General features: G+C 60.6%; 8 protein-coding genes and 1 riboswitch. Of the genes, 6 read left to right on the top strand and 2 right to left on the bottom strand.

The genetic code is table 11. From position 1 onward, the window contains the following. Window positions 1-19 precede the first annotated feature (19 nt). Window positions 20-6,037: an alpha-2-macroglobulin family protein gene (locus tag VGC33_RS03415; protein WP_331119043.1), complete on the bottom strand. Its 6,018-nt coding sequence runs from the start codon at window positions 6,035-6,037 to the stop codon at window positions 20-22. 615 nt (window positions 6,038-6,652) lie between these two features. Next, window positions 6,653-6,979: a YebG family protein gene (locus VGC33_RS03410; RefSeq protein WP_331119041.1), complete on the bottom strand. Its 327-nt coding sequence runs from the start codon at window positions 6,977-6,979 to the stop codon at window positions 6,653-6,655. Between the two features lie 548 nt (window positions 6,980-7,527). After that, a riboswitch (guanidine-I (ykkC/yxkD leader) is annotated at window positions 7,528-7,645 on the top strand. Window positions 7,646-7,713: 68 nt separating this feature from the next. On the opposite strand from VGC33_RS03410, the gene VGC33_RS03405 reads away from it, so the two are divergent. The 6 genes from VGC33_RS03405 (at window position 7,714) to uca (ending at window position 15,637) form a co-directional block, all read left to right on the top strand. Next, complete coding sequence (locus VGC33_RS03405; protein ID WP_331119039.1) at window positions 7,714-8,781, top strand: putative urea ABC transporter substrate-binding protein; 1,068 nt, start codon at window positions 7,714-7,716, stop codon at window positions 8,779-8,781. A gap of 15 nt (window positions 8,782-8,796) precedes the next feature. Beyond that, on the top strand, window positions 8,797-9,609 hold the full coding sequence (locus tag VGC33_RS03400; RefSeq protein WP_331119036.1) for an ABC transporter permease: 813 nt from the start codon (window positions 8,797-8,799) through the stop codon (window positions 9,607-9,609). Window positions 9,610-9,619: 10 nt separating this feature from the next. Next, on the top strand, window positions 9,620-10,399 hold the full coding sequence (locus tag VGC33_RS03395) for an ABC transporter ATP-binding protein (protein WP_331119034.1): 780 nt from the start codon (window positions 9,620-9,622) through the stop codon (window positions 10,397-10,399). 27 nt (window positions 10,400-10,426) lie between these two features. Continuing rightward, the gene (locus VGC33_RS03390) at window positions 10,427-11,167 is read left to right on the top strand and encodes an urea amidolyase associated protein UAAP1 (protein ID WP_331119033.1); all 741 of its coding nucleotides are present in this window, start codon (window positions 10,427-10,429) and stop codon (window positions 11,165-11,167) included. Further along, window positions 11,164-11,799 carry an urea amidolyase associated protein UAAP2 gene (locus VGC33_RS03385; protein ID WP_331119031.1) on the top strand — a complete coding sequence of 212 codons (636 nt, stop codon included), beginning with the start codon at window positions 11,164-11,166 and terminating at the stop codon, window positions 11,797-11,799. Before VGC33_RS03390 ends, VGC33_RS03385 begins: the two co-directional genes overlap by 4 nt. 103 nt (window positions 11,800-11,902) lie before the next feature. Continuing rightward, window positions 11,903-15,637 (top strand): urea carboxylase, encoded by a 3,735-nt coding sequence (gene uca / locus VGC33_RS03380; RefSeq protein ID WP_331119029.1) that lies wholly within the window; start codon window positions 11,903-11,905, stop codon window positions 15,635-15,637. Window positions 15,638-15,691: the final 54 nt, after the last annotated feature.

The following is a 15,691-nucleotide window of genomic DNA, read 5'->3' as shown; positions in this document are numbered from 1 at the left end:
AGGGGCGAGACCCGGATTATTATTTTTTAGCCGCAGCCGCGCCGTCGGCGGGCACGACCACCAGCTTACCATCGCTGACCGACAGTGCCTGAATCTCACGGTCATACATGGCTTCGCCATACGCCGGCGGGACAACGAAGCTGCCGGTGTTGGTGGCTTTGATCTGATATATAAATTCCTGCACATCGGTGCCGACGCCGCCGTAGATAACGACGCGATCTTCACGGATATCGCTGTAATCCGGCGCCCAGGTCGAACCGGAGGCAGCCAGCGGCGATTGCCATGAGGCCGAAGCGTCCGCGTCGCCGTCGTCAGACTCCGGTTCCGGCGGCGTTTGCTGTACCACTTCAAAACCGCCCGGCAATAAATCGACAATCGCCAGATTGCCTTGGCCTTGTTTCGCGTTGGCGCGGATTTTCAGATGCACGTTTATTTTCTGCCCCAGTGTCACCTCGGTCACCGGTTTGCCCTGTTCGTCGGTATAATCACGGGTAATTTCCAGACCGCGTGAGATGGCTTTTTCCGGCGCGGCCAGATCGTAACCGGCCTGCGTCACCACATACCAGGCCGGCGCGTCATTATTATTTTCAAAGCGGATAGCTTGCGCTTCGCCCGTGAAGCGCCCTGTGGCGAACAGACCCTGCAGGCTGGAAATCACCTGGGGTCCGATGGCGCTGTTTTTATCGATCTGCGTGATTTTCAGCGCGTCCGGCGCTTTGGCTTGCGCCGCCACCTGGGTGGAATAACTCTCCAGCGCCAGAATGCTCATCGCCGATGAAAACGTGGTGTAACGCTCCTCTTTGAGAGCGCGGACCATATTTTCCAGCACCTGCGGCGGAATCGAGGCTACTTTTTCAGGGAAGTGGCGGGTGATCAGATACAGCCGCGTGGCATCCTGAACCAGCGGGTCGAAGTAATTCTGCGTCCACCAGGATTTTCCATAGGCATTGCTCAGCTGTTTCCAGGTAGGCTGCAACAACGCATCGGCCTCCTTATCCATTTTCAACAGACGATAGGACGATGCCAGGTACAATGCGCCCAGATCGGTCGCCCAGCCGTCAGGATAGCGTTGCCGTAAGGCGTCCTGCACCGACGCCAGCTGGCTGGTGGTGATTTCCCCCTGGCGGGTCAACAGATAAACCGCCCACGCGCGCAGGCGTAAAAAGTATAAATCGTCTCTCTGATTAGCGGCCAGCTCGCGCAATGACGCGTTGGCCTCTTCCAGCATGCCGGCCGGCAGGGCATACCCCGAGGCTTTGGCTTCCAGCAGGAACTGCACCACATACGCCGTCACGAACGGATCGCTTTCCGGCGACGAGCGCCACAGACCGATCGCCCCGCTGTCATTCTGGCGCGAGCGCAGGACGGCCAGCATGTTTTTCAGCTCTTTACCGTTTTCTACCCGGCTTTTATTACCTTGCAGCTCCGGGTGCAGGCCCTCAAGGATCAGCGGAATCGACCGGCTGACAATCTGTTCGGAACAGTAATAGGGATAATCCGCCAGATATTGCGATAACCCGCCGGCCAGCACCAACGGCGAGTTGGAGACCGCCGCCTTGCGCACCGCGTAGGCATCGAACATCCGCCGCAGATTATCGACGCGCTGGCTGCCGCCGCTCATGCGTCCCATGATCGACTGGGTACGGAACGGCATCGCCGGACGCACCGAGGTGCTGAGGGTTCGGCGGCTGATTTTGTCCCTGGATCCGTCTTCCAGGATCCGGGCATCGAACGCCAGCGGCGCATCGCCCGGAACGGCTTTGGCGCGCAAGCGGAAGTTGATCACGCCTTCGCGTTTTTCAGCCAAAGACAGGGTTTGATCCGCGCTCCCGAGCAGCTCCAGCTGAGGAGGAACAGTCAGATGCACCACAATGGGCACCGCGCCGGCGTTCAGCCCTTCGCGATTGTTGCTGACACCGACACTGACATCGAACTCATCGCCGGGCGCGACCATCGACGGCACATTCGGCGTCATTATGACCTCGTCACGCACGGTGGCGGAGGTCTGCGCCTTACCGATTTTGTCCGCCGTCACGGAAATCGCCATTACGCGGATAGTGCCGTTAAAATAATCCGGCACCGGATAGTCGAACTGCTTCACACCGTTGACTTCGGTGATACCGGACCAGTATGCCACCGGCTTGTCGCGCTTGCGTTTGAACGGATTCACATTGAGATCCAGCCCTTCGCCGCCGTCGCCGCCCGGCGCGGCCGCCAACTGCATAAACTTGCTGAACTCCGGCAGGATCAGGTCAAGGATTTGTGAACTTTCAACACCCAATATGCGTTTGCGGAAAAAGTACTCGAGCGGATCTTTCAGGCGATAACGCGCCACCTGCAAAATGCCTTCGTCGACAGCAAACAGCGCAACCTGCTGCGGTCCATCGGTCTTCACGGTCATCGGAAGATTTTCGCCGGGTCTTATCAAGGCGGGCGCGGCGACTTCCAGCGCGTTTTGACGAGCCTGGGTGCTGATGTTGAACGGCATGACGCCGTAGCTCAGCGGGCTCATGAAAATTTCATTGGAATTCACGTCACGCACAAACTGTACGTTAATGTAGCCGTTGCCTTCCATGCCGGCCGGCACGCGGATCTTCTGCACCGAACTGGTGGTATCGGTGTGGAACCACTGCCAGCCATAGACTTTTTCCCTTTCAATGGTGATAAGCCCGCTGCCGGTATAGGGCGCGTTGATTGACACCTCGATATCTTCGCCCGGCTGGTATTTCGCCTGATTCAGATTCAGCTTGAGTTCAGCATTACGGTCCAGGGAACGGCTGAGATTGGCGTCGCCGGCGACCATATAGGCGATGCGGTTCAGTACCTTGCCCTGGGCGTCCTCAACCACCAGCACAAAGTTGCCCGGCCTGTCGGTTGCAAGCGTTATGTCATTTTTTTGCGCATTCAGCGCCAGCGGTTGTTCCGACAACCGCACTTCTTTGAGCTTCGACTGATATTTGTAGACGCCGGAATTCTGCCGGGTCAGCACGGAAATGTATTTCTGCTCAATAAGCACCGTTTTCAAATCCGGCAGCGCGATGCGTTCAAGCGAGGGATCGACGGCAACTATATCCAGTCGCCGAACGCCGGCACGCGGGATGTAGCCTAAATCGCCATCCGCTTTCACACCGACCAGATAATCATAGGGTGACACCAATACGCGCGCGGTTGCCGCGACGGAGCGCCCGCCGCCCGCCGCAAAGGCTTCCGACAGCAATTGCAGCTGATAGGTCGCGTCAGCGTAGGATCCGAGATCCAGCGGTATGTCCGCCGCGCCGTTGACATCGGTTGTGCGCTCCTCAAGCTCGGTTTCAAAGCCGTCGCTGTTGCCGCGGTTTTCATAAAACGCATATCCAGGGAACTGCCCGAAGCTGGGATACATCGGACGCAACGTCAGCTTCGACGTCACGCGCCGGCCCTGCGCCGGCGTTCCGAACAGATTCTGGACATCGATACTGGCCTGCAGCTGCGACGGTTTGACCCAGCCCTGCTTACGATCCGGTACCAGCTGCAATTTCACTTTCAGCTGATCCGGTTCGAATTCCTTCACGTTGACCGAGGTATGGCCCAGCAGCGTGGACGATTCGTTATTTTTGCCCACCAGATACAGATAGATGTTCCACTCACCCGTCGGAGAATTGTCGTCGGTGGTATAGCTCAGCTCGTTGAAGCCATTGTCGCCCAGCGCCAGCGGGATAGTGTTCATCAGTTTGTCGCGCGGGTCATGAATCTCCGCGCGCACCGGCACGCCGGCCAAGCCGGTACGCCAGTCGGCAGCGCGGGTAATCAGGCCAATATTAAACGTGTCGCCCGGCCGGTAAACACCGCGATCGGAGAACAGATAGCTGCTCAGCGCGCGCGGATCGTCCGGCGTTTCATCACCGTCGACGTCGAAACGAGAGAAGTCCAGGCCGCGGTCATTGTTACGACCCGTCGGCAGAAAAGAGACATCGCCCTCTTTTTCCACCAGGAACATGACCGGCTGGCGCTCGTTGGTATAGACATCCAGCGGTGGGAAACGCACATGGCCGTCGGCGCCGGTGGTCTGGCTCAGCAGCGTGGCGCCGTTTTTGGCGATAACCGACACTTTGGCGCCGCTGACCGGCGTACCGCTTTGGATTGACTGCACAAAGACGTCGCGGTTCTTATCCTGCGAACGCTTGGCGATAATCCCCAAATCGGTCACGACGACAAAGCGCGAATCGCCGACCGAGGCCTCCTCCGCGTATGGGTCTTCATCCTGATCCTGATTGCCGTCATCCGTGGCCGGGGCCTCTTTCTTGACCTGCGGATCCCATTGCGAAAGCGTCAGCAGGAAGACGCCGCGATGCGAACGCGGGTCGGTCGATAAATAACGCGAGAGATCGACGCCCTGATAATTCACCTCGCCCGGTTTTTCGTTATTCACCGCCGTCCGGTAGGTGAAGTGTTCGGTAAAATACTCGTCATTGAGGCGGTTGAATCCCACCGAGGAATATTCACGGCTCTTGAAGGAAACGATATGTTGCAGCTGGCTCGGGATCACCCGTTTGATATCAAGACGCAGCCCCGGCACATTACGCGCGGCGATACTGATTTGCTTGTCACCGTTCACTGACAGCAGCGACCCCTGCGACATGAATTGCAGGGATTTGGGATAATCCGGCACCTCCACGATGCGGTAGACCTTTTCCGGCATTTTATATCCGCCGGAAGAGGTCAATATATTATCGATTTCCACCAGCATAGCGCGTTGCGCCGGCGCGTCGAAGCGGAAACTGAACTGCGGCTGGTAGTCGTTTTCCGCATCATTGAGCTTGATATCCAGCGGCGTGGATGACGCGAGCACGTTGTTTTCGACGCTCGCCACATCCCAGTGGGCATAATCATCCGAGCCTTGGCCGGCTTGATGATCATTGGGATTGTGCTGCGGCAACAACCAGACTTTCACCGCGCGGCGGATATCTTTATCTTTTACCGCATCGCTGAAGGCGATAATCAACGCGCGTTCGCCTTTAGCGCCTTCGGCATCGACAACCTGCGCACGGGCTTCATTTACCCTCAGGCTGTAGAGCGTCGGTACGGAAACCCGGCTCTCGCGGGCAAGCGCGGTGGCATTGGACGGCACCGACGCTTTTACGCCCTTACCGATGGCAATATGCACCGCACCACCGTGGTCAAGGGAATTCAGCGGTTCGGAATGCACCCAGGCGTTGAGCTTTTTCTGGTCATAGACCACGGAATAATTGAGCCTGGATTCGGTCTTGGCATTGCCTTCTATCAGGCCGAGGGCGATCTGCTTTTCGAAACTGGCGACATCGACCGGCGCGTTGAATTTGACGTTGAAAATCGCGCTTCGCTTTTGCGGGTCCCGCGGGTCCTGGTAATACTCGGCCTGGCCAAGGGTATAATCGAACGCCGGCGCGCTGAATTCATACCGGGTGACACGCAGCTTGATGTGCGGCGCAAGCAACAGGTCGGGCCTGAAATCCACCTCATAGCCGGCGCCCATCGGCAGCGGACTTTTCGGCGTGAAGACCAGCGTGCCGCCGCTCGCCCATCGCCACTCCCCCTCGACGGCCGGTTTCAGCGCTATGCCTTTGTCCACCACTTTGCCGATGTCGGTCAGCGGTGCGGCGGAGTGGTTGAACGTAAAAAACACCTGCTGCGGCGCAGGCATTTGCGCCGCATAATTCACCGCTTGCGGGTTAATGACGCGCAAATCGGTATTTTGCAATACCATCGGCGCCGGCTCGATCGGCCGCGGCCGGTTCTGCCACCAGTGCCAGCCGTAAACCGCCGAGCCGGCGGCGCACAGCAGGACCAGCATCGTCAGGCCGATGGCTTTTGGATGCCGGTCCACCCCGCCTTCGAGATACCGCCAGCCGCGCCTGAGCCAGCCGGACATCGCCAGCCACCAGGCCGGCGCGCGCCAGTCGATATTACCGACAACCGGCTTGAGAACGCGGCCCAGCAGACCCAGAATAATGGACAATATCCAAAGAAGGCATTTTATCAGGGTAAAGGGCAAACGTAGCAAGAATCTGAGTAAATCCATTTTAGAGGTACCCCTAATCCCTTTAAGGGATAATTGTTCAGCTTAATAATAAAATGATATGAATTAATCTACTAACAAAAAAAGTTTGCCCCTGTCGCGCGGGCCGCCTTTAATCGGGCCGCCGTGATGAACAAACAGCGTGCTGTTATATTTGGTCCTTAATAATTTCGAAGGCATAAAAAATTTATTTTAACCCCCCATGATATAAAGTTTTCTGGAGACCCCAATATCCGCGACGCTACATCATCAACGGCGGAAGTTAAAGAATACCATTATTAAGATGCCGGCACACTGCGGCCGGCAATTATTTGAATATGATGCCGGTCACATATTCAACAACGGCATTATAATTCCGCTATTCGTGCATTGCCGGGAATAACATGCGCCCGGTCTGGTGCGGGTCGCGACCAAATTTCCGGCTTATCATCTGAAAATAATGGGGGTGGGCGTTCGATTGGCTCCGATAGCGAAGAGCGCCGACAGGGCAATCTGGCGAGAGAACCGGACTGGCCAAAAAATGTGTTCTGGCGGAAATGAGCTGCCTGTTAAGACATCAACGCCGTAAGAGTTACCACTAACGGCGCTGTTTCGAACGCGTACCCTCGTCGGAGGCGATCAGGCCGCTTTCACCGCTCTGATTTTTTTTGTGTCGGCATCGGCTTCGTCGCTTTCCGGCTCATCCGCAGCAGCCTGAGCGCCGGCGGCCTCCGGCGATTTGCTGGTACGCAGGATATGCTGAACGTCATCTTTATGCTCGGCCAGATAAAGACCCAGATTTTCAGCCTGTGTTTCATCCAGTTGCGTTACGCTGTTCAACAACCAGTGGCTGAACGCTTCGGCCATATCGAGCATCTTGTCGTAGGCCTCGGCTTCTTTCTTACTGGCAAATGTCATTTTTTCTTCACCTTTTCTGACGACCACAAATTTTATTTCAATAGCCATAACCGCCTCCATAACTGTAATTATAACCAGTGTACCAGCAAGCGCCGCTCATCGTCCACAACACATTCCGCCATGCCGATCGCGGTGGGCCGAGTACATCGTCGTGCGCGGGGATGATGGACCCTGCGGGATAATCGCCCGTACACACAGAAAATACCGGCGGCTGACGCGTTGGCTTCAGATAATGGCCGTGTGGGCACATCTGTCCCGGTTCCACGCGCATGTTAAAATTTTTCAGCGTCCCGCCCCGTTCAGCCGCCGCCCGCATCTTCGCCCCGCCAAGGTGCAGCCATCCCCTTTTAGTGCATCCGCCCGCCCGTCCGGCCGTTTTTTTGGCCGCGCGCGCAAGAATACGGCGATGCGCCGCGCGGCTTTGGTCTTTTTTTATCAGAAAAAATGTCGCCCAATATGATATAACCTATTGATAAATATTGATTATATTGATAGAGGTCACTTGACCCCGCCGGCCGATGATAGGAAATGGCAGGTTTTTTGCTTTAGACAAAGGGCAGGAGCGACAGCGGGTGACCGGTGTTGCCATACAATCTACAACAGGTCACTAGGGTTCCGGTTCGTTTATCGAATGTCTGGTCCGAGAGCGACCGACCACCATTTGACGGTTAATACCCTCTGGCGGTTACACGGCGGGATAAAAGCCCGGGAGGCCAAGGCGAGACGAGTTCTCGCCGCTGCCCTCCTGTGTCTATTTGTCTTTGTCAACGTCAGAGGTGTTTATGATAACGCTTTTCAAACGATATTTATTGCCCTGCGCGCTCTCCTTAGCCGTCGTGTTCAGCCAGGTGGCGTCCGCCGCCGATAAACCCGCCTTTAAAATCTGTTGGTCCATTTATGCCGGATGGATGCCATGGGATTTCGCCCAGCGATCGGGGATCGTAAAAAAATGGGCCGATAAATATGGCATCGATATTCAGTTCGTTCAGGTCAACGATTACATCGAATCCGTTAATCAGTATACCTCGGGCGGTTTCGACGGTTGCACCATGACCAATATGGACGCGCTGACCATTCCCGCCGTCGGCGGCGTCGACAGCACCGCGCTTATCGTCGGCGATTATTCCAACGGTAATGACGGCATCCTGCTCAAGGGCCAGGGGGATATCCGCTCGCTGAAAGGCCAGCCGGTCAACCTGGTGGAACTGTCCGTATCCCATTACCTGTTGGCCCGCGCGCTGGCGAAAAACGGCATGAGCGAAAAAGATATCAAGGTGGTCAACACCGCCGACGCCGATCTGGTGGCGGCGTTCAGCACGCCCGAAGTGAAATCCATCGTCACCTGGAATCCGCTGCTGGCCGCGGCCAAACAGCAGCCCGATAGCCATGAAATCTTCTCTTCCGCTCAAATCCCCGGCGAAATCCTCGACCTGCTGGTGGTTAATAGCGACCGGCTCAAGGCGCATCCGGAACTGGGCAAGGCCCTGACCGGCGCCTGGTATGAAACCTTGGGCGCCATCAGCGGCGACGGCGCCGCCGCCATCGCGGCCAGAACCATGATGGGTCAGGCGTCGGGCACCGATCTGGCGGGCTTCGACCAGCAGCTGGCGGCCACCTTTTTGTTCAAGGACCCGCGGCAGGCGCTGGAATTCGTCCAGGGGAAAAACCTGCTCGCCACCATGCAATCGGTCGCGGAGTTCTCGTTTAAGCACGGACTGCTGGGCAACGGGGCGCCGGGCGCCGACGTGGTCGGCATCAGCGCGCCGGCCGGGGCATGGGGCAACGCCGCCAATATCAAGCTGCGTTTCACCGATACGTTCGTGAAGCTGGCCGCCGCTGGCCAGCTGTAAACCAGGAGTCTTCCGATGCGCAAGCTGATCAACTATCAACCGCAGCGGCTTTCCCGCAGCCTGTTGGGCGTTTTGCCGCTGCTGTTACTGCTGCTGGTCTATCTGATTGCGTCGGATGCCCGCCTGACGGCCAATGCCGCCGATAAACTGCTGCCGGGCTTTAATAGCATGGGCGATGCCATCTATCGCATGGCGTTGCAACCCGACCCGCGCACCGGCTTGTACCTGCTGTGGGCCGATACCCTGGCCAGCCTGACCCGCCTGCTGTCGGCCATGGCCATCAGCGCGCTGGCCGGCCTGCTTTTCGGGCTGTTCTGCGGCGCGCTGCCGCTGGTCAGGGCGGCGCTGTCGCCGCTGGTGATGCTGGCGGCGCTGATCCCCCCGCTGGCGATCCTGCCGATCCTGTTTATCTGCTTCGGCCTGGGGGAGTTATCCAAAGTCATGCTGATCGTTATCGGCGTCACGCCGTTTATCGCCCGGGATTTACAGCAGCGGGTGGAAAGCATTCCGCCCGAGCAGTTGATCAAGGCGCAGACGCTGAGCGCCCACAGCGCGCAGATCCTCTGGCGGGTGATCCTGCCGCAGATACTGCCCAGGCTGCTGGAGGCGGTGCGCTTATCCCTGGGGTCCGCCTGGCTGTTCCTGATCGCCGCCGAAGCGATCGCCTCCACCGAGGGGGTGGGCTATCGCATTTTCCTGATGCGCCGGTATCTGGCCATGGACGTCATTTTGCCTTACGTGGCCTGGATCACGCTGCTGGCCTTCGCCCTGGACGCCGTGCTGCGTGGCGCCAGCCGCCGCTGCTGGCCCTGGTATCACGTTAAATAAGGAACCGCTTATGAGCCTGTTAAGCCTGCGCCGGCTGGAAAAGCATTATGGCCGGCAGGTCGTGCTGGAAAGGATGAACGCCGACGTGGAGGAAGGGGAATTTATCTCCATCGTCGGCGCCTCCGGCTGCGGCAAAACCACCTTTCTGAATATGATGCTGGGCATCGAACCGCCCAGCCGCGGCGAACTGTTGCTTGATGGCCGCCCGATTCCGCAGGAGCCGGGGGAAGATCGCGGGGTGGTGTTTCAGCGCTACTCGGTGTTCCCCCATCTGAGCGCGCTGGAAAACGTCATGCTCGGCGGCGAGTTCAGCCAGGCCCGCTGGCTGGGGCGGACCTGGGGCGCCCGGCGCCGCGCCATTGCCGTCGAGGCGCGGGCCATGCTGCAACAGGTGGGGCTGGAACATGCCGCCGATAAATATCCACACCAGCTTTCCGGCGGGATGCAGCAGCGCCTGGCCCTGGCGCAGGCGCTGACTAAAAAACCGCGCATCCTGCTGCTCGACGAGCCGTTCGGCGCGCTCGACCCCGGCATCCGGCGCGAAATGCACCAATTGATTACCGATCTGTGGCGGCGGCATCGGCTGACGATTTTTATGATTACCCACGATTTGCGCGAGGGGTTTTCCCTGGGTTCGCGGCTGTGGGTGTTCGACAAAGTACGCCACGACGCCCAGGCGCCGGACGCCTGGGGCGCCAGCATTACCTATGACATCCGGTTGGACCGCGCGCCGGCCGGGCTGGAACAGCGGATCAGCGCCAGCGTTTATCCGCCGCGGCACGTGGCCTGAACCGGCTTTAGCTATAAAGGAGACATCATGACCGAGAACATCACCACCGAATACCGCACGGTTATACCGGCCGGTGCGCACTGGTCGCTGCGCGTGCGCCGCGGCGGCGCCCTGCGCCTGACGGATCTACAGGGGGGCGCCAACGTGGGTTTGCTGTTTTATAACCCGGAAAACCTGCTGGAGCGCTATAACGCCCCCGATACCCTAAAATGCCAGCATACGTTTCGCCTGACCGCCGGCCACTGCCTGTATTCGGATATGGGCCGCATTTTTTGCGGCATTGAACGCGACGATTTCGGCTGGCACGACACGGTATGCGGCGCCATGAACGCCGCGTCGACCCTGGCGCGTTTTGGCGCGGCGGATTACCAGCAGGCGCGCAATGAACGCCACCAAAACGGCTATGACAGTTTCCTGGTGGAACTGGCCAAGTACGGGCTGGGCAAGCGGGACATGGCCGCCTGCGTGAATCTGTTTTCCCGGGTCGGCGCCGACGACGACGGCAACCTGCGGCTGGTGCCGGCCTCATTGCCCGGCGCGGCGGTAACGCTGCGTTTCGCCATGGATACGCTGGTGATCCTGCATACCTGCCCCCACCCGCTCAGCGCGGCGCGGCAATATCCCCGCGGCCCGGTGGAGATCGCCCTGCCGGCCGGCAGCGCCCCGTTGCCCCCCGCCTGTCTGGCGCGCGAGGAAAACCAGCGCGGCATGGCCAATAATGCCCTCTATTATTTCGGCGAATCCGCCCGTACAGGAGTTCCATCATGATCGTCACCAGCTCCCTGCGTCATCAGGACGCGTACTACCGGCAACGGATCAATGCCGGCGATTATTGGCTGTACCGCCTGGAAGCGGGCCGGACGCTGCGCATTACCGATTGCGAAGGAAATCAGGCGGCGGATACCCTGTTTTTTAACGCCGACGATACCGCCGAACGCTACAGCATGATGGATACGGTGCGCGGCCAGAATAATCTGTTCCTGAGCACCGGCAGCGTGCTGCGTTCCAACGAGGACCGGCCGATGCTGGCCATCGTGGCCGATACCTGCGGTCGCCATGATACCCTGGGCGGCGCGTGCGCCACCGAGAGCAATACCGTGCGCTACTCCCTGGAAAAGCGCCATATGCATGCCTGCCGCGACAGCTGGATGCTGGCGGTGGCCGAACATCCCGAATACGGCCTGACCAAGCGTGATATTACCCATAATATCAATTTCTTCATGAATGTACCGGTGACCGCCGATGGCGGACTGACCTTTGCCGACGGCATCTCCGCGCCGGGTAAATACGTGGAGCTGGAGGCGCTGATGAATGTGCTGGTGCTGATCTCCAATTGCCCGCAGCTCAATAACCCGTGCAACGGCTATAACCCCACCCCCATCGAGGTGAGCCTGTGGTAGGCGGGACCGGCACCCGATCAAGGCGCGCCGCGGGACGTCCCGCCGGCAACCGCGCCATGCATAATCGCAGGACGACCTGCCGGGCATTAAAAGAGAGTTAAGCATGTTCAATTGCATCCTGATTGCCAATCGCGGCGCCATTGCGGTGCGCATTATCCGCACGCTGCGCGCCATGGGTATCCGGGCGGTGGCGGTATATGCCGAAGCGGACCGGCATTCGCTGCACGTGCGCCAGGCGGACGAAGCCCATAGCCTGGGGGACGGCAGCGTGCGCGAGACCTATCTCTGCCAGGATAAACTGCTGGCGATTGCCGCGCGCTGCGGGGCGCAGGCGGTGCATCCCGGTTATGGCTTTCTCAGCGAAAACGCGCAATTCGTCACCCGCTGCGCTGAGCAAAATCTGGTGTTCCTCGGCCCCACCGCGGAGCAAATGCGGATTTTCGGCCTGAAACACCGAGCCAGAGAACTGGCCGAACGGCAGGAGATCCCGTTATTGCCGGGCAGCGGATTATTAGCGGACGTTGCCGGCGCCCTGGCCGCCGCGCAACGCATCGGCTATCCGGTCATGCTGAAAAGCACCGCCGGTGGCGGCGGCATCGGCATGCAGCGCTGCGACGATGCCGATGCACTGCGCGACGCCTTTGAGCGGGTCCGGCGGCTGGCGGGCAATAATTTCGCCGACGACGGGGTGTTTCTGGAAAAATTCGTGGCGGCGGCGCGCCATATCGAAGTGCAGATTTTCGGCGACGGCGAAGGGAACGTGATTGCCCTGGGTGAACGGGACTGCTCCGCGCAGCGCCGCAACCAAAAGGTGCTGGAGGAAACCCCGGCGCCCCATCTGCCCGAGCCGGTGCGCCAGGCATTGCGCGCCGCCGCCATACGCCTGGGCCGGGCGGCCGATTACCGCAGCGCCGGCACCGTGGAATATGTCTACGATGTGGACAGCGCAGCGTTTTATTTTCTGGAGATGAATACCCGGCTCCAGGTGGAGCACGGCGTCACCGAAATGGTCTACGGCGTGGATCTGGTGCGCTGGATGGTGGAGCTGGGAGCCGAATGCCTGCCGCCGCTGGCTTCCCTGGCGGTGGGCGCGCCTGACGGCCACGCCATCCAGGTCAGGCTGTATGCCGAGGACCCGGCCAAAGAATTCCGCCCCTGCGCCGGGCTGCTGAGCCGGGTGGATTTTCCCGCCGCGGCGGACGGCGCCGAGCTGCGCATCGACCGTTGGGTGGAGAGCGGCAGCGACGTTTCGCCCCATTACGATCCCATGCTGGCCAAAGTGATAGTGCGCGGCGCGGATCGGGCCGCGGCGCTGCGGGCGCTGGCCGCCGTCCTGGCCGGCACGACGCTTTATGGCATCGAAACCAATCTCGGTTATCTGCGCCATCTGCTGGCGCTGCCCGCGCTGCGCCGGGGCGAAGTGCTGACGTCCACGCTGGGCGCGGTGCGCTACCGCCCCGCCACCCTGGATGTTATCGCCCCCGGCACCCTGACCAGCATTCAGGATTTTCCCGGCCGCGCCGGCTACTGGCACGTGGGCGTGCCGCCGTCAGGCCCGTTCGACAGCCGTTCGTTCCGCCTGGGCAACCGGCTGCTGGGCAACGACGAGCGCGCCGCCGGCCTGGAAATCACCCTGCGCGGACCGGTGCTGCGTCTGAATCATGACTGCGCGCTGGCGATTACCGGCGCGCCTATCGACGCGACGCTGGACGGCCGGCCGCTGCCCATGTGGCGGCAGGTCCGGGCGCGCGGCGGCCAGGTGCTGGCGCTGGGGGCGATCGCCGGCGACGGCTGCCGCAGCTATCTGCTGCTGGCCGGCGGGCTGCAGTGCCCCGAATATCTCGGCAGCCGCAGCACTTTTACCCTCGGCCATTTCGGCGGGCACGGGGGACGGGCGCTGCGCAGCGGCGATGTGCTGCATCTGGCGGCGCCCGGGACGGGAGGGGCGGCGCGATTTCCCGCTGCCTTGCCCGCCCCCCTGCCGGCGCATCTGCGTCCGGATTTGGACGGTGTGCGCCAGCTGCGGGTGATTTACGGCCCGCACGGGGCGCCGGAATTTTTTACCGGGGCGGATATCGAGCGTTTTTTTTCCGCCACGTGGCAGGTGCATTACAACTCCAGCCGCACCGGGATCCGGCTTATCGGTCCCAAACCTCAATGGGCGCGCAGCGATGGCGGCGAAGCGGGTATGCATCCGTCCAATATCCACGATAACGCCTATGCGTTCGGCACGGTGGATTTTACCGGCGATATGCCGGTGATCCTCGGCCCGGATGGCCCGTCGCTGGGCGGTTTTGTCTGCCCGGCGACCGTTATACACGCCGATCTGTGGCGGCTGGGCCAGCTGAAGTCCGGCGACCGGCTGCGTTTCGTACCGGTATCCCTGGCCCAGGCCGACCGCCTGGCCCGGGAGGCTGAAGCCGAAGCCGGCGCAGACACCCCCTGGATGTATCCGGCTGCGGCGCGGGAAATAAACCCGCCGCCATCGCCCGCGGATACGGCCGCCGTGCCGGAGCAGAGGTCCGCCGGCGCGCAAACCGTTCGCGCGCCGCGGGTAAATACCGCCGACGGCGAGCTTGACCCGCCGATCCTGTGGCGACGCGCGGCGCGGGATGCGCTGCCGTCGGTTGCCTACCGCGCCGCCGGCGACCGCTTTATTCTGGTGGAGTACGGCGAGCAGGTTCTGGATATAACGCTGCGGTTTCGCGCCCACGCGCTGATGCAATGGCTGGAGCAGCATGCCCTGGCCGGGGTGCAGGAGCTGACGCCGGGTATCCGCTCGCTGCAAATCCACTTTGATAGCCTGGCCTGCCCGCGCGGCGACCTGATCGCGCACTTGCAGCGGGGCGAACGGGAACTCGGTGATTTACGCCAGGTGGTGGTGCCGTCGCGCACCGTCTGGCTGCCCCTGAGCTGGGACGACGACGCCTGCCGCCAGGCTATCGAAAAATATACCCAGTCGGTGCGTCCCGGCGCGCCCTGGTGTCCGAGCAATATCGAATTTATCCGCCGCATCAATGGACTGGACTCGGTGGAGCAGGTCAAGGACATCGTCTTCAGCGCCCGCTACCTGGTGATGGGGCTGGGAGATGTCTATCTCGGCGCCCCGGTGGCCACGCCGCTGGACCCGCGCCATCGTCTGGTGACCACCAAATACAATCCGGCCCGCACCTGGACCGCCGAGAACTCGGTAGGCATCGGCGGCGCGTATCTGTGCGTTTATGGCATGGAAGGTCCGGGCGGCTACCAGTTTGTCGGGCGCACGGTGCAAATGTGGAACCGCGATCGCCAGACCGCGGATTTTACCCGGCCTTGGCTGCTGCGCTTTTTCGATCAGATCCGTTTTTATCCGGTGAGCGCGCAGGCGTTGCAGGATTTGCGCCAGCGTTTTCCCTACGGCCAAAGCCCGTTGCGCATCGAGGAGGGCAGCTTCCGGCTGGCGGACTATCAGCAATTACTGCTGGATCAGCAGGCGGAGATCGCCGGGTTCCAGCAGCGGCGCCTGCGGGCATTCGACGCCGAACTGGCCCGCTGGCGCGCCGACGGACAATTTACCTTCGACAGCGCGCTGCCGGATGAACCGTTGCCGGCGACCGAACTGCTGCCGGAGGGCTGCGTCGGGGTGGACAGCCAGGTGGCCGGCAATATCTGGCAGTGGCTGGTGCGACCGGGAGACCGGGTCAGCGCGGGACAAACCCTGGGTATCCTGGAATCCATGAAAATGGAAATCCCGATACCCGCTCCGGTGCCCGGCACTATCCGCAGCTTGTCCCGCCAAGCGGGACATCAGGTACAGGCGGGGCAACTGCTGCTGGTCATTGAGGAACTCCCGGCCTAGGCGCGGGGTTCCAGTCCAGCTCAATAATCAATGCGCGGCTTTGCTCCGGTGAGG

The organism is Acerihabitans sp. (assembly GCF_036398755.1).
Classification (GTDB): Bacteria; Pseudomonadota; Gammaproteobacteria; order Enterobacterales; family Enterobacteriaceae; genus Acerihabitans.
The sequence above is the reverse complement of the archived record's forward strand: the minus strand, read 5'-3'. Positions and strand labels throughout refer to the sequence as shown.